Source organism: Lamprobacter modestohalophilus (assembly GCF_016583905.1).
Lineage (GTDB): Bacteria > Pseudomonadota > Gammaproteobacteria > Chromatiales > Chromatiaceae > Lamprobacter > Lamprobacter modestohalophilus.
Window position 1 is genome coordinate 1 of the sequence record NZ_NRRY01000033.1, and the last position, 20,795, is coordinate 20,795.

General features: G+C 56.7%; 11 protein-coding genes and 1 CRISPR repeat array. Of the genes, 3 read left to right on the plus strand and 8 right to left on the minus strand.

The window, feature by feature from the left end; genetic code table 11:
• Window positions 1-75: 75 nt before the first annotated feature.
• The 7 genes from CKO42_RS17190 to CKO42_RS17220 are packed head-to-tail and all read right to left on the minus strand — an operon-like array spanning window position 76 to window position 9,676.
• Window positions 76-2,178, minus strand: coding sequence for a TIGR03986 family type III CRISPR-associated RAMP protein (locus tag CKO42_RS17190; protein ID WP_200246689.1), 2,103 nt, complete (start codon window positions 2,176-2,178; stop codon window positions 76-78).
• Window positions 2,175-2,783, minus strand: a complete 609-nt coding sequence (gene csx19, locus CKO42_RS17195) for a type III-D CRISPR-associated protein Csx19 (RefSeq protein WP_200246691.1) — start codon at window positions 2,781-2,783, stop codon at window positions 2,175-2,177. Before csx19 ends, CKO42_RS17190 begins: the two co-directional genes overlap by 4 nt.
• A complete protein-coding gene (locus CKO42_RS17200) occupies window positions 2,780-4,288 on the minus strand; it encodes an RAMP superfamily CRISPR-associated protein (RefSeq protein WP_200246693.1) in 1,509 nt (502 codons plus the stop codon). Before CKO42_RS17200 ends, csx19 begins: the two co-directional genes overlap by 4 nt.
• Window positions 4,285-5,907: a hypothetical protein gene (locus tag CKO42_RS17205; RefSeq protein WP_200246695.1), complete on the minus strand. Its 1,623-nt coding sequence runs from the start codon at window positions 5,905-5,907 to the stop codon at window positions 4,285-4,287. The genes CKO42_RS17200 and CKO42_RS17205 overlap by 4 nt, the downstream gene beginning before the upstream one ends.
• Entirely contained in the window at window positions 5,904-6,584 is a 681-nt protein-coding gene (locus CKO42_RS17210) for an RAMP superfamily CRISPR-associated protein (protein ID WP_200246697.1), read from the minus strand. The genes CKO42_RS17205 and CKO42_RS17210 overlap by 4 nt, the downstream gene beginning before the upstream one ends.
• Window positions 6,584-8,293 (minus strand): hypothetical protein, encoded by a 1,710-nt coding sequence (locus CKO42_RS17215; protein WP_200246699.1) that lies wholly within the window; start codon window positions 8,291-8,293, stop codon window positions 6,584-6,586. Before CKO42_RS17215 ends, CKO42_RS17210 begins: the two co-directional genes overlap by 1 nt.
• Before the next feature lie 51 nt (window positions 8,294-8,344).
• Window positions 8,345-9,676, minus strand: a complete 1,332-nt coding sequence (locus tag CKO42_RS17220; protein WP_200246701.1) for a Card1-like endonuclease domain-containing protein — start codon at window positions 9,674-9,676, stop codon at window positions 8,345-8,347.
• A 243-nt stretch (window positions 9,677-9,919) separates the two neighbouring features.
• Window positions 9,920-17,048: a CRISPR direct-repeat array (repeat unit 36 nt; unit sequence GTTTCATCGCCTCTGATTCGGCTCGATGCAGCTGAC).
• 316 nt (window positions 17,049-17,364) lie between these two features.
• On the opposite strand from CKO42_RS17220, the gene CKO42_RS17225 reads away from it, so the two are divergent.
• From CKO42_RS17225 to cas1, 3 genes are read left to right on the plus strand one after another with little or no spacing between them, the layout of a single operon-like run.
• Window positions 17,365-18,204: a reverse transcriptase domain-containing protein gene (locus CKO42_RS17225; RefSeq protein ID WP_200246703.1), complete on the plus strand. Its 840-nt coding sequence runs from the start codon at window positions 17,365-17,367 to the stop codon at window positions 18,202-18,204.
• Between the two features lie 47 nt (window positions 18,205-18,251).
• Entirely contained in the window at window positions 18,252-18,899 is a 648-nt protein-coding gene (gene cas2 / locus CKO42_RS17230; RefSeq protein ID WP_200246705.1) for a CRISPR-associated endonuclease Cas2, read from the plus strand.
• Window positions 18,900-18,904: 5 nt separating this feature from the next.
• On the plus strand, window positions 18,905-19,828 hold the full coding sequence (gene cas1, locus CKO42_RS17235) for a CRISPR-associated endonuclease Cas1 (RefSeq protein WP_200246708.1): 924 nt from the start codon (window positions 18,905-18,907) through the stop codon (window positions 19,826-19,828).
• 27 nt (window positions 19,829-19,855) lie between these two features.
• Here cas1 and cas6 read toward each other — a convergent pair whose 3' ends face one another.
• A complete protein-coding gene (gene cas6 / locus CKO42_RS17240; protein WP_242479479.1) occupies window positions 19,856-20,794 on the minus strand; it encodes a CRISPR system precrRNA processing endoribonuclease RAMP protein Cas6 in 939 nt (312 codons plus the stop codon).
• Between the last annotated feature and the right edge of the window lies 1 nt (window position 20,795).

Below are 20,795 nucleotides of genomic sequence, written 5' to 3' on the forward strand. Positions count from 1 at the left end.
GGGATTGAGTCACATCCGAGCGAGCACGATCACCCACACCACGAGTTTCTAACCACGAGTTGCTAAGAGTGACTGTCACTGTGATGGCATGAAAGGCTTGTCCTGCATTCCTGAAACCCTGTAATCCATCAGGCGCAGCAGGGCACCGATGCGACGCAGATCAGCCAGGCGCTGACAGTCCTTGGGGGCATTCAGTTGCGCGAGCTGGTGCTGCTCGAATTGATCAATCCAACCGGCAACCGTGTCAGAAGCGACCGGGCAAGGTCGCTGTTGCTCGCCTTGCTGCCAATGGTTACCGTCGGTCGCAAAGAGCGACTGGTAACGGGTGCTGCGCGAGATCAGATGGAGTTGGGCATCGAGTCGAATCGAACCCATGCCGAGCGGTTTGCCCATGCCCAACTGATGGCGGTATTCCTTACCCTGATGGCCCCGGGGATGCAGCGCCCAGCAGAGCGCTCCCAGTTCGATGTCGGAGAGGTTGTCGAAACGCACCCGAAACACAAACGATTTGGTCGGCGCGATGGGCCGCATCCGGGTGTGTTGCTTAGAGTCTAATTTGAGCTTGCTAGGGTGCTCGGCAAGCTGCGCGGTCGTGCGCGGCCCCTGATGCCAGTAGCGCTTGGTGCCGCGTAACACCGTACGCTGGCCGCACTCCCGTTCGTTCATATCCCGACTGGGCGAATCGTAATGACTGAGATTGACCTTTTCGAGCGCCTCGCGGCTGGCTCGGATCGCATCTTCAGGGGTGCGTACATGTTTTGATGCATCTGCCCCCTGCACCAGATAATGTTGAAAGGTCGTCGGCTTGGGTGTGCCAAGAATGCGCGGCGTCAGTGGTTCCAAAAACAGATCATCCGTATTTTCATCCGGTGCCAACTGGGCATCCGACACTGACAGCCGCCCTGCATAAGCCCAAGCCTTGTCGCCCTGTCGAGGACGTTCAAGGTTAGCCTCCTCAAAATCGGTGTTGGAGCGGATATAGCCGAAGAGGGCATCGGCGAGGTCAATATCGAGGGGCTGACGCAAAGGGGCCGGGATTAAATCTTTGGGTGTTCGCTTGTAAGGCAGACGAAACATCATGGTCGGGCCAAAAAACGCCAGCTTCCCCTTGGCATCAACTAGATAAAACAGAGGATCGCCGTCGCCTGCAAGCAGTTCTTTATCTTTGCCCAAGGGGCGCGATGCGCGCTCATCAGAACCCCTCGTCAGGTCACGATCATCGGTGTAGTGCTCCCACATGTCATGTGGAATCGGGATAGCCTTAGCATTTTGGTCAGGGGCAAAAATAGCATATTGCGCCTTCTTACCACTGAGTACGCCTGATTCGATCAGCCAGGCGGAGAGTTTGCCATCTTTGTTATCAGATCGATCTTGCGGGTCGCGATGCTCAATGGATGCTGGGGTTTCAGTCATCGTGAGTACCAGACCGCCGTTACCGCGCGGATGATCCTCGCGTCGAGCAGGCTTTACCCAGATCGGGTGAACCTTGTGATTACCCCGGCTTGCGGATCGCAGTTGCCCAAGTTGTTCGAAAGGAACCCGAATGATCGACTCATCAAACGTTGCCGCGTCGCGGCGCGCTGGCCGAATAGCCCAATCGCCCTGATAGCGGCACAGGTAGCCGCCCTGGAGATGGGACGAGGGATAATCGAAATGCAGCGTCGCGGCTAGCTTCTTGTTTGGACCCAAGGTCTGGTCCCGATAGGCGCCGCCAAGCGAACTGGTGTCGCCTACCGCCCGATAGATCATCCCACGCTCGGTCACCTGGGTGAGCTTGCCGTAGCCAATGACCTCGATCAGCGAGCGCAGCATTCCGCGCAGACTGCTGCCGGGGATGACAGGCTCAGTGATCTCGCCGCGATGGAAAAAGTTGGGGGTATTCTTGGTGCGCTTGGTGTAATCCGGGTTGTTCTCATCCGGCTTGGCAAACTGTTGTGAGCGCAGCGGCGCACGAATGAACAGCGGTGTTTCTGTAGTCAGACGCACCTCGAACCAGCCACTATGCGGATAGCCTTCAGGGGAAAAGCGATCGTGATCCGGCAGCTCCCCGGCCTCATCGACCGCGCGCACCACGCGCTCGGGCAGGGGGACGAAGTTATATGGCGCGCGTGATACGCGGTCATCTTCGGTGGGATTTCCTTGTTGCGGCAGGTGTTTGACAAAGGCCGATGCACTCATGAGCGCTCTCCTCCAGCTGAAAGCTCACACAGACGACTGGTATCAATGCGGGCGAAGCCGCTGCTGTTCAGGTAATGACGCACACGCAAACGTGGCGGGTCAATCTCGCCGCTCAACGCCAGCGGTGGGGTATGAAGCAGGCCCTGTTGGCCTTGCTCCAGCAGGCTGAAACCTTGCACGAGGGGATGGGCATAATCACCCCACAGCAGTTGAGATTCATCGAAACCTTCCTGCCAGATCGGGGTTTCGCCTTCCTTGGTGTCCCGCATCAAACGCGCTTTGAGGCTGTTCGTGTCATCGCGCCACACCAATACTTCCGCATGCGGTGCGAACAGCCGCGCCTGTTGCAGCGTCAGGGCACGGAGTGGTGGACTGCAGGACCGAGCACGCTCGTGTCCTTCAGCGGCCTCATGGGAGGTAATCAGGCGACCCTCGTCGAACCGGCCCCAGAGCACCCCATCGTCCAGATGCGCTAGCAACCAATGCAGTTGGTAGGTTTCAGCCTGAGCTTCGAGATAGGCACGCAGCGAATCATCTTCAGAGGGTGGATCATCCACGATCAGCTGCGCTAGAGCGGGACAGTGATGCAGTGTGCGCTGGCTCATACTGACGCTCCTTCAACGCTGTTCTCGGTCTGTTGCGGTCTATCCTGTGGACCTTCCCTGAGCCATTGGTGCAGATGCTGACTGACATAGGCCTCCAGCGCCTCGCGCTCGCCTTCGATGGCAAGCTCCCCAGAGGCTGGCTCGGCGACCAGCCGCCAATGCTGATCCGTCTCTGGTGACGTGAGGCCGAGCTGTGCTTCGCGCCCCGTCAGTCGCCCGCGTCCGCTGCCGATCTCGGCACCCAGCGGCAGATCGCCCAGCCACAGATCTTTCAGCAATAGCAGTAGCAGGCCGATCTGGTGCGGCTGTGGTTGTCGCAGTTCAAGATGCAACGCTAACTGGCCACCGCTCATCGGCTGCGCATTAAAGAGCGCGCCCGGCAACACCCCGCCGGTCCAGCGATCCAGGCGAATGCGACATTGCACCCAGTCATCACTGCCGCCCTCGATCACGGCTTCCGCGACACGCAAGGGCGAGGCGTAGGCCGCCTTGCCGGCACCGATGTCTTTGGGGCCGAAGACCTCCTCCACCAGCGCGTTGGCTGCTTGGTCATCCGCGGCCAACGTCTGCGCGATGGCGCGGGCGCGGGCGCGCAGCGCACCTGCCAATCCGGTGCCTGGCGCCACCGGTACCTCACCGCGTCCCGGACGCAAACTATGCGCCTGCTGCTTGTCCGGCCCGATCGCCGCATCGGTCCCAGCCATGAGCAGCGAGCCATCAAGATCAAACATTGCCGTCAAGCGGAAGCGCCGCCGCTGATCGGCTAGCGGCTCGGCCACATCCAATAGTGAGTGAATGTCTGCACCAACTGCCACGCCCGCCACGCCAGAAGCCAGCTCAGCATCGCCCTGCTCGATCCAGGCGATCAGATCCTCGCACCGAGCGAAATCGAAAGCACGCACCCGCCACTCGGTCACCCGACATGCGCCATAGCCACGCCGCTTGCGCGCGCCGAGAAAAATCTCGCCGGCTTCCAGCCCGTGCAGCGCGGTGGCGAGCGACTGGAGCAGTCGGGCCTCATCGTCCTCGGCGCCCACCACCAATTCCAGGCGCAGCGGAAAACGGGTTCCAGCCGTCCAGAGTTCGCGATTGAACAAGCGGTCTTGGGCACTGGTGCGGGACTGGGGATCAAGGCCCACTTCCTGGCGCATCTCCAACTGATGCTCTTTGCCCAAGGCCTCGTCGATGATGAGCGCGCTCTGTCTTCCGTCTTTGTCCGCGCGCTGTCCACCGAACAGATGCGACCCGGTTTCCTGCTGATCGGCGGATGCACCATAGCCACACTCGCAATCATGCAGATAGGCGCGCAGCGCACCCGCCAGGGAGGCACCGGTCAGCAGCGGCGTGCGGCCATCGAGCGGATCGACGAGCAGCGGCATATCCACCTGACTATCGCCATCACCCGCACCTAAACAAGCCGGGGTCTCCAGAAGTAAATCGGCTTCAATCACCACACGCTTGCGAATCTGACGCGAAGCCTCACCAGACCAAAAAGGATGCTTCATGGGGCAGACTCCCTCCGCTGAGCTTTCGATGCCCTAGCCAACACGGCATCGACCAACTGCAACAAGACACGCCGTGCCCTGACGGCATTCCATTCGGGTTGCACAGTGCCGATGCCGGTCAGTTGGGTGCTGTTCAGCCCAAGCATCTGCAAGGCTTGATCCGGCTGATTTTCCAGGTCTGCGATCTGCCTTAGCCAGTCATCGAACGGCTGTTGCCCGATGCGTGTGCGTTGCAGATGCTTCTCGGCCGGCTTGGCCAGAGCAGACAGGTACTCGGTCAAAACAGCCAGGGTCGGTGTTTCTTGGAGTAGGGCGTTTTGCACCACGGCACGCAGACGGGCCAGTTGCGACACCGGCGGCGGCGGGGTCAAGGCCAATCGCGGCGTCGGGCCGAGTGCGGATCGCAAAATGGCGCCCTCGAGAACACGCTCACCGAGATGATTGGCCATACGCTGGGCCAAGCGTTGACCGGCAGCAGAGGTGATCGCAGGGACCAGTGCGGGAGCGCCGCGCGGCTCAAGCCGCGTCCAGTGTGCCCGCTCGCCTGACCAATTGCTCAGCAGCCGCCCGAACCCCTCGGCACGCCAGTCGCCCAGACCGTCCCACTCCAATTGGCGCAGGCCCTCCTCATCCGGGTGCTGATCACCGGTGAAGCTCAGCACCACCACCGATCCCATTGTCAACACCGGTTCCTGCGGCAGCGGCAGCCCCCAGGTGCGGTTAAAGCCAGTTCGCAGTCCAGTGCTCAAAAAGGCTTGCTCCACACGGGGCGGCGGATCGAGCCCCCAAAACCGCCCTAGGGTGGCGGCCAGGGTCTGGGCATCGGGGCGCGCCTGCCCTAGGGTATCGCGGACCAGAAGATCACTGATCAGGGTGAGATGCAGGCGATCCCCGTCACCGGCTAGTGCATCCTCCTGTGCTGGTTCGGCGGATGATGTTTCGCGCCAGTCGTCAAGCGCCTGGGTGCTCAGCAGATCAATCTCTACCGCGCCATAGGTGTTGGTCGCCCGGCCAAGACGATGCGAACCCTGGAGCAGGGCGGCCAGTGTTTTGCTGTCCCCGTCCTCACAGAGCACGGCCCCGATCAACTGCTGCTCCGGAGCCAGGCAGTCGTAATTGAAAATATCGCCGGCGTCCTCGGTGGCGCGGCCGGCGAGGCGATCACGCTGAGTATGCAGGTTGATTTCGCGCTCGGGCGTGAGCAGCATGACCTCGGTACCGTCTTCCTCGTCAGCGGCCAGCATGAAAGGTGCCCCGACTCGCTGCCATTGGGTCATGTCCTGTGGCGGCGGCGGCTCGAGCGCGAAGTCCTGAATGCGGTTGGCATCATCCTTGGGCCGGCGCCAAGACAAGGGGGTTGGCAGTGACCGCTTCCCATCCTGTTCAGGATAGGCATTGAGAAAGCGGGCGGCACCCGTGAAAAACAGCCGCCGAAAATCGGCGTCGGTGGCATCGCAGCGCCTAGCTTGGCCTTGGCTCTGCGCATAGCGCCCGATCAACGCCCCGCGCAGGGTGCTGCCGGGAAGATAGTCCAGACTACGCACCGTGTTGGGATCGCCCGTGCGACCCGCCACCAGCAGTGGTTGGCGCAACCGCACCCGATAGGTCACCACCTTCATGCTCCGGCCTCCAAGATGAATGGTTTCAGACCTTGCCAATACCGCTCGGTGACCTCGGTATCATTCTCGTACAAGGCGGATCGCAGGCGCCCGAGACCGCGATTGCGTTGCCCCCCTGCACGGCGCAGACAGGCGACGCAAGCCGCGAGTAGTCCGAGTTGTTCCGCCGTAGGCGCTCGGCCGAAGGTCAGCTCAGCATGCAGTTCCGTGGCACGTAAGAGCACCCGTTGAGAACGCAAACTGCCCGTTTCTGGAGCACCTTGGGGCGTCATCGCCGTCTGCCGGCGAATACCGCTCAGAGCGTCGAGCACGGCGTTCGGCGTCAGGCGTCCACTATCGACTTCGACGCGCACTGCTGCGCGTAAATCCGCCGGCAATTGGGCATCGCCGAGACTTAGCTGGCCTTGACCTTCAGCCGCCGCGCCCGACACACCAAACAGTGCGCGCGCGGCGGCTTGTAAGGACGTCAACGCCTGTTCATGGTGCCGCAAGGTCAGGGCGCTGAGCAGATTGGCGCACTCCTCGACCAGCAGCCCTTTGAGTGATCGACCGCGCAGATAGGGCAGCCCCCAGCGGTCATGCTGCAATTCCAAGTCCAGCAGCCCGGCTAGGCCCTCACCGGCGGCAAAGCTGGCATCGCTGCGCAGGGTTAGGCGCAATTCCCAGCGGTTTTCCATCACATATCCTCCTCTCGGCGAGCATCCTGCGGTTGCGTCAGCGACAGGAAACGATCGAAGATCTCCACCGCGTCGAAATAGCCGCAGAGATCCGCATCCCAGCCAGTGCGTGGCCAATGCTCGCGGCCATCTTCCACCGCGGGCAGCTCGCCGCCATCGAGAAACTGGTTGCGAAATAGCTCCACCGCATCTGAGCCACCGCGCAGGGCATCGCGCAATGCCTTGGTCTTATTGCGCCGACCCAGCCAGTCCGCCCCCTGAAACGCCTTGATCCCCGAGCGCACTGCCGTCCAAGAGCGACCGCGCAAGCCAGGCTCTGCCACCAGTGCCACTGGGCGCAGCAGCAGCGAGCGTTCGCGTCCCTGCAGGCGCAGCCCATACTCACGCTGACGCAGACGCTCCAGCCCATCGTCGGTTGCGGTGGCGCCGAAATGCCAGTCCAGCATCGCGCCCGCCACATGATGCTCGCGGCGCGCGTGCTTGGCGTTCTGACACAGCGCTTCGGACAGTGCATACGCGGAAGAAAAGGGCCGAGTGACCTTGCCGATCGCCACTCCAGCACAGGCGCTAGCCGCGCCCTGATCATCGGGAAGCCCCGCGCTGTGTCGGGCAAAGGCCTGTAGCAAGGCTACCGTTGCCTCAAGGCCGATACGGCCATCGGTGATAAACGCAAGATCATCACCGCCAAATACCAGAGGGCGCAGCGGCAGGTACCAGCGCCCGGTCCATGTCGGCGGCTGGCCGTGCCGATCGGATTTCATCTCAGGACTGAGTGTGATCTCCAGACCGCGCAGCCGCTCATCCGCGACACCGATCTTAGCCTGGCCATGCGTCAGTGTGACCGCCTGTTTGATGGTGGTGACCATCTCCCGCAGTGCCACCTGCGCTGCCTCGGTCACGCCTGCGGAAAGCGCGCGCAGGGCGCGGATACAGGCACGAGAATCCTCGGCGTGTTGCACCAGCACCCGCTGAAAGCGACCGCTCATGTCGTTGCCATCAGCATGCACTACCGCTAGATAGCTGTTGCGACCATGGCTAGCGCCGAGTTCCGAGAGGTCAGTCGGGAAAACGAATTGATCCGTCTCCGCAAGCCCGGTTACCTGGCGCAGCCGCGCTTCTACTGGCCCGTGGCGGGCGGCCGCCAGCTTGGCGAGGATCTCCGCCGAGGCCGGTCGCGCTTGGCCGAAGCTGCGATCCAGCCCCACCGCCGGCAGCCCGGTGGAACGACACAGCCGGGTCACGCCCATCCCGGCCAGAGGCAGCGAGACTGGGCGAGCCTCCTTGGCACGGGCCAAGGTGCCGAGCAACTGCTGATAGACTGCCGCGAAAGGTGCCCCGGTCCAATCGAAGGACTCGCGCGCCATCACCAGATTCAACCCCGGTGCATCGGTCAACACCCGCAGGGACAAGGCTCGCTCGAAGCGTTCCGCGAGTTCTGCCGAGCCGAACAAACCGAGAAAATTACCGCCGCCGCTATAAATCACCTCGGCAGCAAGAGCGCTGGAGCCTGGATCAAGACACCAGGATGGATCGATCTCGCGCTCGGCGGTGAGATTGCACTGCCCGGCGGTCAGTTCCCGCACCAAGTCAAGCGCCCACACTCGAGTCGCCTGTTCCACTAAAAACGAGGCCCCGATGTTCTCTCGCAGCCGGTTGCTGCCGAAGATATAAGTCTGGATGCCGCTCGTGTCGGCAATGAGCAATTCCATGGTGGCTGTTCCGCTGCTGATGGTGAGCTAATGGGGCAAATCTGCTCAGGATCACTGAATCCAATCGGCCAGATGCTCCCCAAGCGTCGCCAAATGCGCTTGGCCAAACACCCGGATTTTGTTCTTGAGGTCGAACTCGCTTTCCAACTCTCGCTGCACGGCGTCGGGGTTCTTCGTGCAGCAGACCAACGCCGTACGGGCCTCATCCCCGCCCATCTGGCGCGCACGGATCGAGGCCTCAAACAGCTTCTGCTTGATTGACCCCTTTGGCTGATCGCCCGTGGTACAGGAGAAACCGAACAGTCGGTACCCGCGAATGGCGATGACGTCAAACTCGATCTTTGCCGGCTTTATCAGGTTTAGATTCATCAAGACCTGATGCAGCTTTAAGGCCTCCTGATGGTTCAGCAAGGCCTGCAACACGGCGGACTCAAGCCACTGGCCTTCCAGCCACCTAGCCAAGTCCTTAGCCGAGGACAGACCAAGCGCCGCCGCACAGTCGCCGAGCGGTTGCTGCGTGATCGAATGCTTGGCCAGTTCATCGGTGAACGCCGCGCAAGCGGGGCTATCGGGCCAGGGCAGGATGACATCTTTGAGCTTACCGCCAAGAAAATCGCCTTTGGGGAGTTCCGCAGGCTGCCAAGCCGTCGTCTCGCCGGCCAAGCGCGCTGGCACATCTGAGCGCTTCGGCTTGCGTACTCGAGGCATTAACTCAGAGCCAACCCATCGATCCCAGGCCTCGGCACCTTCTCGGGCGTGATCGTGGCACAGCGCCATGGCCAGATCCGCCGCCTGCGGTTCAGAGACTGGCTGCTCACCGGGTTTGGTCGCCAGAGACCAGCCGTGAAGAGTCAGGAAATCTTCCATCTTCAGCACGTTATCGGCTAAAGGGACGAAACTGTCATCGTCGAACATCAGGCACAAGCCGTCAGGATCGAGATAGGACGCAGAGAATTCATTCACTGCGTCGTGCCTGTCGCTGGCGCGCCGCAGGCTGTCATAGGCATGCACCGTCATCGCCTTGGTGCCGCCGGTGTAGTGCAGATGGACGGTGCGCGGAGCCCCTGGCAACCAAAAGTCAGCCTGGGACCAGCGGGAATCGAGATGCCGGTTGAGGGTCGCACGAATCGCTGCGGGTCGGTATTCATCGCCCGGATGATCAAGCGCCACCAGCGCGATTTGGTCAGCTGACAGGGCGCAGTGCTCGCGCAGCCAGCACTCCAGGCGCTCAGCGACCAGACGGGACTCGCTCGAGTGGAGCAGGCTGACTCGGGTGAGTGGTCCGGCCAGCCGTCGAGCAGCCACGGCGTTGGGTACCGGGTTACTCCCGATCAGCAGAAGCAGATGGCCGGGGGGGCGGGGGTCAGTTGGGCTGAGCGTCATGCTGGTGGTTCCTTGGCCTTAGTTCGACTAGACCTGGCTTCGCCGCGTCTTCAGCGTGCGGCTGAGTGGCGCTGGCAGGATGTCTTCGATCATAGCCAAGTGAACACGAACTTTTCAAACCACTTTCTCGCGCTCCAGGCGAGGACAGGGACAAGAGCGGCTAGACAACGGCCGCTGTACAACAGCTTCTCAAGTATTAAGAACACAAACGTATCGGACTGTTTTTGTACTGAGATAGTGAGCGTTTCATCGCATCTGACTAGGCTCAATGCAGCTGACGCGATGTTTCTAACCCTCGGGTTGGAATCAACGAGTTTCATCGCCTCTGATTCGGCTCGATGCAGCTGACCGTGTGCTTTATCCTTCCTGGTTTGCTTATATTGTTTCATCGCCTCTGATTCGGCTCGATGCAGCTGACAGATGATGAATCTCCCCCTCAACCCCAGTGGACCGTTTCATCGCCTCTGATTCGGCTCGATGCAGCTGACCCATGTCGAATGTTTCGGTGATAATGCATCTTACGTTTCATCGCCTCTGATTCGGCTCGATGCAGCTGACCAGGTTGTCTGGAGGCAATGCCTGAAAGACCAAGTTTCATCGCCTCTGATTCGGCTCGATGCAGCTGACACTAATTACCCAGGAGGGTAACAAATGAACTGTGGTTTCATCGCCTCTGATTCGGCTCGATGCAGCTGACTTTATTGAACGTACTATGAATATTAACCCATATGTTTCATCGCCTCTGATTCGGCTCGATGCAGCTGACCCCTGGTATACTAGTAAAGGAACCAAGAGTAATAGTTTCATCGCCTCTGATTCGGCTCGATGCAGCTGACGCGTCCACATGATGCGCTCCCAAGTCGAAAAATCCGTTTCATCGCCTCTGATTCGGCTCGATGCAGCTGACATGCAGTCATGCGCGGGTTCAACACCGCGAATAAGTTTCATCGCCTCTGATTCGGCTCGATGCAGCTGACTTCAACACCGCGAATAAGCAGGAAGAAACAACCGTTTCATCGCCTCTGATTCGGCTCGATGCAGCTGACCTACGAGCTGCGTTTGCTATGCTAAAGATGGCCGTTTCATCGCCTCTGATTCGGCTCGATGCAGCTGACCTAGACCGAATAACTGAGAAATCAGTTTCCTTCCTGTTTCATCGCCTCTGATTCGGCTCGATGCAGCTGACCATTGTACCATTAGTCCGGCTTTTGGCAATGGTTTCATCGCCTCTGATTCGGCTCGATGCAGCTGACTAACATTTTTGGTCAGACCAAAGCGACATTTAAAAGTTTCATCGCCTCTGATTCGGCTCGATGCAGCTGACATCCAAGAAAAGATCAAAGAAAATAAACAAAGAAAGTTTCATCGCCTCTGATTCGGCTCGATGCAGCTGACTCGTGGAATCACGGCGGCGGAAAACACCAAAAAAAGTTTCATCGCCTCTGATTCGGCTCGATGCAGCTGACTCTATCCGTAATCCAGTTCGTAGATTCCGTGTTGGTTTCATCGCCTCTGATTCGGCTCGATGCAGCTGACTCTCCTCTAGAATTCGACTGAGGACAAACCCGAATGTTTCATCGCCTCTGATTCGGCTCGATGCAGCTGACACGGTGATGCAACGTAGCACTGGAGGCGCTGGAGTTTCATCGCCTCTGATTCGGCTCGATGCAGCTGACTTGGAGGCGTCATCAATGCCATTAATTTGGCGTGTTTCATCGCCTCTGATTCGGCTCGATGCAGCTGACTAGCAGCCAATACCTTGAAAATTGTATTGATCCGTTTCATCGCCTCTGATTCGGCTCGATGCAGCTGACCATGGGTATAGTCGATGTACGCGGGTTTTAAGGGTTTCATCGCCTCTGATTCGGCTCGATGCAGCTGACCTCATTTAAACTTTCCTGGGATTGGATTCGGCCAGTTTCATCGCCTCTGATTCGGCTCGATGCAGCTGACATGAGATCTTGGTAAGAGGCTGTATGGAAGGTTGGTTTCATCGCCTCTGATTCGGCTCGATGCAGCTGACAAGGCGATACTATGAGCCAAAGAGAGAAGATCTGGTTTCATCGCCTCTGATCCGGCTCGATGCAGCTGACGTATAGTTTTAATCAACTATGTCCTTCTGTTAAAGTTTCATCGCCTCTGATTCGGCTCGATGCAGCTGACGAGCGAGAAATGATGGATTTACCGCTCAATCCCGCGTTTCATCGCCTCTGATTCGGCTCGATGCAGCTGACGGCAACTTATCCTGTTACAATTGACAGACCTGGTTTCATCGCCTCTGATTCGGCTCGATGCAGCTGACTATTAAATTAGGACCAGCGATGAAAAAAACATAATGGTTTCATCGCCTCTGATTCGGCTCGATGCAGCTGACCTGTTTGGTTGCACAGTTCATCTTAACCCTCCAAAGTTTCATCGCCTCTGATTCGGCTCGATGCAGCTGACCATTATGGAGTGGAAGCTGTCTTCAAGGCAGGGGGTTTCATCGCCTCTGATTCGGCTCGATGCAGCTGACGAGTTCCTAAGATTAGGACTCCGAAAATAAAACGTTTCATCGCCTCTGATTCGGCTCGATGCAGCTGACCTCAATCTATGAACCCAAAAGGGTTTTACGGACATGTTTCATCGCCTCTGATTCGGCTCGATGCAGCTGACCAGGATGGTCGGTGAAGTAGACAGCTTCCGCTCCGTTTCATCGCCTCTGATTCGGCTCGATGCAGCTGACGAGAAGTGGCAGCGTGATGTAGAGCCTCAGCTAGTTTCATCGCCTCTGATTCGGCTCGATGCAGCTGACTCAAAGATTTCGAAAAAAATCAAGGAAAGAAAAGTTTCATCGCCTCTGATTCGGCTCGATGCAGCTGACTGTTCCAAAAAAGTTTAGAAACCAAGGTGTTGCTGTTTCATCGCCTCTGATTCGGCTCGATGCAGCTGACACGGAGAAAAATGGTTCAGCGAACACAAAGGAAGTTTCATCGCCTCTGATTCGGCTCGATGCAGCTGACCAGTAAAACTAACGGAAGGAGAATAATCAGATAGTTTCATCGCCTCTGATTCGGCTCGATGCAGCTGACTTAAGCGCCAGGTTTCTGACAAGGCTAAGAAAGGTTTCATCGCCTCTGATTCGGCTCGATGCAGCTGACCCAGACAAGACCGCGCTCGTAGAGAGCGTTAACACGTTTCATCGCCTCTGATTCGGCTCGATGCAGCTGACCTAGATGCTGCTAAAGAGATTGCAATGGCCAATCGTTTCATCGCCTCTGATTCGGCTCGATGCAGCTGACTTAGAAACTCACAGAACAAATGAGGTTCCTGTAAGGTTTCATCGCCTCTGATTCGGCTCGATGCAGCTGACGAGCTTCAAGGTTGGACACCTTGAAGGAGATTGTTTCATCGCCTCTGATTCGGCTCGATGCAGCTGACACGATGGTATTCCATTTTAAAATATAAATAAAGTTTCATCGCCTCTGATTCGGCTCGATGCAGCTGACTACTTGGAGTCATCAAAATAATGGAGCAATCTAGTTTCATCGCCTCTGATTCGGCTCGATGCAGCTGACGGGAGACGGATGTCTTTGAGTTTTCAAAGTACTCGTTTCATCGCCTCTGATTCGGCTCGATGCAGCTGACTGTTGAAACAAAGTTTATCTAAAAAGATTAATTGTTTCATCGCCTCTGATTCGGCTCGATGCAGCTGACGGGTTACGCCGTCACTCGCGGCATCAATGCCGCGTTTCATCGCCTCTGATTCGGCTCGATGCAGCTGACCAAATTTAAAGCCCAAGCTATTGTAGAAGAATAGTTTCATCGCCTCTGATTCGGCTCGATGCAGCTGACTGCGGCAACCGCTTGGATCGTTGGATACTTTGTAGTTTCATCGCCTCTGATTCGGCTCGATGCAGCTGACGTTCATTTCTGAACCTCCAGTTATGGGATATGTGTTTCATCGCCTCTGATTCGGCTCGATGCAGCTGACGCTAAAGTTGCCGCGCCTTATGCGGCGACAGCGGGTTTCATCGCCTCTGATTCGGCTCGATGCAGCTGACCATTGGGGAAGGTGTCACCGGAATGCGACTCGTGAGTTTCATCGCCTCTGATTCGGCTCGATGCAGCTGACCATCAGGCGGGTCTGGTGATTCTTGAACGTCTTAGTTTCATCGCCTCTGATTCGGCTCGATGCAGCTGACGGTTTGGCAAGACCAGGTGATTCGTCCATTAACAGTTTCATCGCCTCTGATTCGGCTCGATGCAGCTGACGAGGTCGCCCGTAAAAAGGCGGCTTGAACCCTTGTTTCATCGCCTCTGATTCGGCTCGATGCAGCTGACATGGATGGTCTATTTGCTTTGCTCAATGGGCAAACGTTTCATCGCCTCTGATTCGGCTCGATGCAGCTGACTTTTCAGACGGAACTGAATCGGAACCCCAGGAGGGTTTCATCGCCTCTGATTCGGCTCGATGCAGCTGACAGCTAAAAGTTACAGCACCATACGTGTCTGTAGGTTTCATCGCCTCTGATTCGGCTCGATGCAGCTGACTGAATTTAAACTATTCGACGCCATACATTCAGGTTTCATCGCCTCTGATTCGGCTCGATGCAGCTGACTCTTCAGAGAAACCCGTCCTTGTTCACGCCAATTGTTTCATCGCCTCTGATTCGGCTCGATGCAGCTGACCTACAACTTCAATTGTTTGTGCAGGACGAGTTCGTTTCATCGCCTCTGATTCGGCTCGATGCAGCTGACATGAATTATCCCAATCTCCAGCTTCAACTAGTGTTTCATCGCCTCTGATTCGGCTCGATGCAGCTGACCGTTACGAAGAGTTTGTAGAGATCAATGCCCAAAGTTTCATCGCCTCTGATTCGGCTCGATGCAGCTGACTTAGGAGTATAATATGCTAGGCGTATTATTCCGTTTCATCGCCTCTGATTCGGCTCGATGCAGCTGACCTCGGCTCATAACCGAGCGGCGAAAGCCCATCGTTTCATCGCCTCTGATTCGGCTCGATGCAGCTGACGATATCAATGAATTCTATGAGAATGACCCGAGTTTCATCGCCTCTGATTCGGCTCGATGCAGCTGACGATTTAGACTCGACGAAGAGTTCTATAAATAGAAGTTTCATCGCCTCTGATTCGGCTCGATGCAGCTGACCCCGATGCTCGCAGCAATGCGAGAACAGGGAATGGTTTCATCGCCTCTGATTCGGCTCGATGCAGCTGACCATTCAATGCAACTAAGGAAACTCAGCGTTCGGCGTTTCATCGCCTCTGATTCGGCTCGATGCAGCTGACCATGACTTCTGTAAGTATGGTAGAGAACCCCATAGTTTCATCGCCTCTGATTCGGCTCGATGCAGCTGACCGCGTGCTGGAAGCCGAGCGTGGGCTGGGTCTCGTTTCATCGCCTCTGATTCGGCTCGATGCAGCTGACCTGCTGAGATCGTTGAAGATTCAGCTCGTCTGGTTTCATCGCCTCTGATTCGGCTCGATGCAGCTGACTACCACTTGGGACGGTTCGCCATATCAAGGGCGAGTTTCATCGCCTCTGATTCGGCTCGATGCAGCTGACCTGGAAACGGTTTTGTTGAATAAAACTGCCCCTGTTTCATCGCCTCTGATTCGGCTCGATGCAGCTGACACTCTTTCAACAAACAAAAGGCAAATTTCTAAAAAGTTTCATCGCCTCTGATTCGGCTCGATGCAGCTGACCTTAATAATATACAAACCAGCTTTGATTAATAAGTTTCATCGCCTCTGATTCGGCTCGATGCAGCTGACGATCATTAACTGGGTTGCGAACATCGTTCGTGAGTTTCATCGCCTCTGATTCGGCTCGATGCAGCTGACAATACAAATATATCAATCTCCGAAGTTCCAAAAGTTTCATCGCCTCTGATTCGGCTCGATGCAGCTGACGGGGTACGCGGTGATGAAAGGTTTCAACACTGGTTTCATCGCCTCTGATTCGGCTCGATGCAGCTGACCCGGAAACGGGCAAGGAGATCATGACCCGAAAGGTTTCATCGCCTCTGATTCGGCTCGATGCAGCTGACCAATGGAAATCATTGGCGTGCCTTTCTTCCCAATTGTTTCATCGCCTCTGATTCGGCTCGATGCAGCTGACGCCCACAGATGCGGGTCTTTGGCTAAAAGTAGAAGTTTCATCGCCTCTGATTCGGCTCGATGCAGCTGACCCGATATGGGTGTTTTTCTTAACGCCACTGAAACGTTTCATCGCCTCTGATTCGGCTCGATGCAGCTGACATGTATCAGGGAAAATATGGCAATATCCTGCAGGGTTTCATCGCCTCTGATTCGGCTCGATGCAGCTGACAAGAACGCAGAAGGAGAGGTGACTAAAATTTCTAGTTTCATCGCCTCTGATTCGGCTCGATGCAGCTGACAACGATATTGGATTTTGTGATAGTTCGTCTGAGGTTTCATCGCCTCTGATTCGGCTCGATGCAGCTGACTCGTTTTGATCACAATTATAATCATAAATCATTGTTTCATCGCCTCTGATTCGGCTCGATGCAGCTGACACACTAGGGCTGTCAAGAAGTGATCAAGGAAAGGGTTTCATCGCCTCTGATTCGGCTCGATGCAGCTGACCATAAAGGCGAAGAAAATTATTTACTTAATATTAGTTTCATCGCCTCTGATTCGGCTCGATGCAGCTGACCAGACCGATAAGGAAATCATGACTCGCAAAGTGTTTCATCGCCTCTGATTCGGCTCGATGCAGCTGACGATTATTAGTCTTCGTTTACCCACCAAACTTGGAGTTTCATCGCCTCTGATTCGGCTCGATGCAGCTGACCTATAATAGTTGAACTCCACCCGGCGAAATATCTGGTTTCATCGCCTCTGATTCGGCTCGATGCAGCTGACTTTCAGACTCGGATTTGAGGTTCTTCGTAAAATGTTTCATCGCCTCTGATTCGGCTCGATGCAGCTGACCCTTTTGGAGAAGTCAATGAACACCACAAAAAAAGTTTCATCGCCTCTGATTCGGCTCGATGCAGCTGACGATCAACAAAGAGTATGAGGTATATTTTGCAGTTGTTTCATCGCCTCTGATTCGGCTCGATGCAGCTGACCGGCAAGGGTGGTGTTCAGCTATCTCTACGAAGTTTCATCGCCTCTGATTCGGCTCGATGCAGCTGACGCGCGAGTTGTCGATCCGATTACTGAAAAAGAAGTTTCATCGCCTCTGATTCGGCTCGATGCAGCTGACCAGGGATTCTTCCCTGTTCGATTTGATAACCCGTTTCATCGCCTCTGATTCGGCTCGATGCAGCTGACGAGAATTGAGATGGATAACATTCATTACAATGGTTTCATCGCCTCTGATTCGGCTCGATGCAGCTGACCCACCTGTGGATAACCGAGATAAACGCTTACATAACAGTTGTTTAATCGGCCATGGACGCATGCTTGCGTGACCTCTCTCGGTCAGGGGGTGATGGAAGTATGGCACAGAGTTCTAGGCGACGCTAGCCAACAGGCAGGTTTGCAGATTTATAAGACTATGATTCTTATGCTATTTCCTTACCGGCGGAACCTCTACTCTGTGAGAAGTAGTGAAAATCGCTCGTTTACGTGCGTTGTAACGGATTGATACCTTTGAATCGCGCGTTTCGGGCGGAGCACGAGCCTATATAGCTTGGGAGAACGACGATGGGGCAGATGATTGAGCGCATGGTAAGTCCGGAGGTACTCAATACAGCTTGGCGTGCAGTGCACAATGACCGTTCGCGCTGGACATCGGATCTCACGATGGAGGACATGGCGCGAGATTTGCCTCTGCACGTTGGGCGCATTGTCGATGAGTTGGTTACTGGACGGTACCGACCTCAGCCGGTTCGCTGCTTTGATGTACCTAAGGCTGATGGCAAAAAACGGCGGATTTGCGCCCCCATGGTTCGAGATAAATTTATTCAACGGGCGATTTTGACTGTGCTCGAACCCTTGGGGGAGGCTGTGTTCCATTCCCGTAGCTATGGTTATCGTCCTTTGTGTACTGTGGATATGGCCGTTGCGATGGCACGGGAGTTCGTGCGCATGGGTGACCGTTGGCTGGGGGATGCTGACATTGCGGAGTGTTTTGATACGATTGCACATGAACCAGTTTTGGAGTTTCTGACCGGACTCTGTTATGACGATGAATTAGTGCTCCTGGTTGCGCGTTTCCTGCAAAGCGTTCCACCTCCAATGCAGGGTGAACGAGGGGTCGGTTTGTCGCAGGGTTCGGTGTTGTCTCCCTTCTTATGTAACTTGTATCTGCACGACATGGATATGGATTTTGAGGAAGCAGGTATTCGGTTCGTGCGCTACGCTGATGATTTTATTGTGTTTGGACATGAACGCTCGGAGGCTCATTACGCGCTGGACGTGGCCGGGAGCAGTCTGCAACGCCTAGGTTTGAGGTTGCACCCCGAGAAAACGCAGTTGGTCGAATCATCACGGGCTGTGCGTTTTCTCGGGAAGGCGCTGCCAACTCCGACTGCAACCTTGCTGTGGTCATGAGTAGCGGTTATTGAAAATAAACTTTCCGGGGCGATAGGGGAAGTCAGATGTCACTGTTGGAAAGAGCATCCGGATTTGAGCGGTCAGGATTTGAGCGGGCGATGTTTGTTTTCAGTTATGACATCTCGTCGCCCAAAAATGCGCGCGCTGTGCGTCGTGTGCTGAAGCGGTGGCGACTCGATGGTCAACTCTCGGTTCATGAGGCGATTGTGACGCCCGGTCAGGCGGAAGCTTTGGGGGTAGAGTTGGCTGAGCAGGTTGATCCAGAGACCGACAGTTTGATTGTGTTTAGGCTATCACGGCGTGGCCATGGTCCAGTGATGGTCCTGTCGGCGCCAACCGCACCCAGTTTTGCGCGGCTCCCTGAGGGCGTGCCGCGCTTCCCGGCGGATGGCATTTATGTGCTGGCCTACGATGTTCGCCATCCTAAACGATTACGGCGGGTGCAGCAGGCAACCCGCAGTGTGGGAATCTTTGTTCAGCGATCGGTCTATGTGTATCAAGGATCGGGTGCGTCGCTGGCGGCACTAGTCAATCGGCTACGAGACTTGCTGAATATGCAAGAGGATGACTGTCGCGTTTATGTACTCTCAGGTGCCGATGATCTGTGGTTTTTCGCGGGATCTCCGCCACCACTGGCCGGCCTCGGTGTAAATGAGATGGGTAAGACCGAACTGGCGAGCGTGGAGGGTTGACGCTGATGGAAAAAGCAACGCTGATCGTTGACGAGGCCAAGGCACACCTGCGCTTGCAATCGGATGTGGTGATCTTGGAACAGCCAGATCAGCGGGTCCAGCGGATTGGTATCGGAGCGCTTAAACAGATCGTCCTATGCGAGGACGTCTGGTTGTCGAGTTGGTTTTTGAATAAGATGCTGGCAGCAGGTGTTAGCTTGGTGATTTTACCGAAGCGCGCACGGGATGGCGCCCGGCATCTGCTGCCGCAGCCGGAGGGTGCCTTGGCGCTGCGCATTGCGCAGTATGGGCGATTTCTCGATTCGGGGCAGCGCTTGGCAATTGCCCAAGCGATTGTCATCGCCAAGATCGAGGCGCAGGAGGAGTGTCTGCTCAATCATGGATTGGCAGTGCCGCTGGAGCGCTTCGTACACAGTGCGCGTCAGAGCCGCGATATCGCAACACTGATGGGCGTTGAGGGTGCGGCTACCGCGCGGTATTTCAAAGCCTGGGGTGGTTTGCTTGATGCGAGTTGGGGGTTTCAAGGGCGCAATCGACGCCCGCCGCGCGATCCAGTCAATTCGCTGATGTCCTTGAGTTACACGATGGCTGGTCATGCCCTGGGACGTTTGGCGGCGCGAGCGGGATTTGAGACAACGCTCGGGTTCTTGCATGCGCCGGCATCCGGACGGACGAGTCTGGCGCTGGATCTGATTGAGCCACTGCGGCCTTGGGTGGATGAGTTTGTGCTGACACTTTGTTCGGGTGAAACACTGAAGATAGATGATTTTAATCAAGATGAGGTCAATGGCTGCCGCTTAAGCAAAGCTGGATCGCGGGTGTTTTTTCATCGCTGGTTCTCGCAGGCAGAAACCTGGTTCGAGCAGCAGGGGCGACTAAAACTGGAGCAATTGCGCGCAGCGCTTGGCGTGACCGAACTGGTGGCGTAACAACGGGCCTTTGCGGGCCTATTTGCCTTACCTTAGCCGATATTGGCCAAGCCCAATGGTGCTTGATGCGCCGAGGTGCAGCCACTGTCCGAGCCACAGCCAGGGCCAGATGCGTTCGAGCACCGGCCCTTGGAGCCGTAAGGTGCCAGTGATGCCGCCGAGTTTCATGGCTTCGCGCTGGCGATTGGAATAGTGGCTGGTGTCGCGCCAGGCCAGTTGCGCTTGGGTGATCAGGCTATCGGCCTCGGCGAGCCAGTGCTCGGGCGCAGGTGGTCGCGGCAGGGACTCCAGTAGGGTGGCGCAGGCCTCCATGCGGCGCGCTAGGGTGATGAGCAGATCGCGGGCGCCAAAGGCGTCGGCCTTCACTAGGCGGCCGCGAAATTTAAGCCGCAGCGGGGTGATGAAATCAAGCACCGCACTCGATGGTGGCGCAGGGATGGCGATGGGCGCGAGCGTCAGTGGTGGGTAGCAGGATTCCAGGCTTCCAAAGCGAAGCTGCTCAAAGCCGGTCAGGGCGTGCCAGCGATCATGATGTGCGTCGGTCTGCGCGCGCACCTCGACCAGCCGCAGCCGGGCGCGTTGAGTTTGACCCAATCCCTGAGTTGCTAACGCCTGGAAGCTGTCAAGTAGCAGCGGCAACCATTGGTTGAGCCAGCCAAACACCACCATGTCAAGCGATAGCGGTACGCCGGGCGGGAAGTAACCGCTGCTGGCGTGCGGCTCGAAGACAAAGGGGCGTACGGCGGCGGCTTCGTCCTCAGCGTCGAAGAGGGGGGGGTAGGGGCAGCCGGGACGGTCGGTGCAGGCGTTACACTGGCCATGGGCCTGAGTGCAGGCGCTTGCTTTGAGGGCATGGCCAAAGGCACCACGCCAAGCCGAGCCTGGATAGTCGGGCAGGCTCAGGGGATCGAGGGTTTCGAAGATCAGGCGGTAGCGGATGAGTTCGATGGGCAGCGCGGTGATCATG

Excerpts from the sequence above, each read along its gene's own strand:
- CKO42_RS17220 (WP_200246701.1), bottom strand. The coding sequence starts at position 9,676 with ATGACGCTCAGCCCAACTGACCCCCGCCCCCCCGGCCATCTGCTTCTG.
- CKO42_RS17210 (WP_200246697.1), bottom strand. The coding sequence starts at position 6,584 with ATGGAAAACCGCTGGGAATTGCGCCTAACCCTGCGCAGCGATGCCAGC.
- csx19 (WP_200246691.1), bottom strand. The coding sequence starts at position 2,783 with ATGAGCCAGCGCACACTGCATCACTGTCCCGCTCTAGCGCAGCTGATC.
- cas1 (WP_200246708.1), top strand. The coding sequence starts at position 18,905 with ATGGAAAAAGCAACGCTGATCGTTGACGAGGCCAAGGCACACCTGCGC.
- cas6 (WP_242479479.1), bottom strand. The coding sequence starts at position 20,794 with ATGATCACCGCGCTGCCCATCGAACTCATCCGCTACCGCCTGATCTTC.
- CKO42_RS17190 (WP_200246689.1), bottom strand. The coding sequence starts at position 2,178 with ATGAGTGCATCGGCCTTTGTCAAACACCTGCCGCAACAAGGAAATCCC.
- cas2 (WP_200246705.1), top strand. The coding sequence starts at position 18,252 with ATGTCACTGTTGGAAAGAGCATCCGGATTTGAGCGGTCAGGATTTGAG.
- CKO42_RS17215 (WP_200246699.1), bottom strand. The coding sequence starts at position 8,293 with ATGGAATTGCTCATTGCCGACACGAGCGGCATCCAGACTTATATCTTC.
- CKO42_RS17200 (WP_200246693.1), bottom strand. The coding sequence starts at position 4,288 with ATGAAGCATCCTTTTTGGTCTGGTGAGGCTTCGCGTCAGATTCGCAAG.
- CKO42_RS17225 (WP_200246703.1), top strand. The coding sequence starts at position 17,365 with ATGATTGAGCGCATGGTAAGTCCGGAGGTACTCAATACAGCTTGGCGT.
- CKO42_RS17205 (WP_200246695.1), bottom strand. The coding sequence starts at position 5,907 with ATGAAGGTGGTGACCTATCGGGTGCGGTTGCGCCAACCACTGCTGGTG.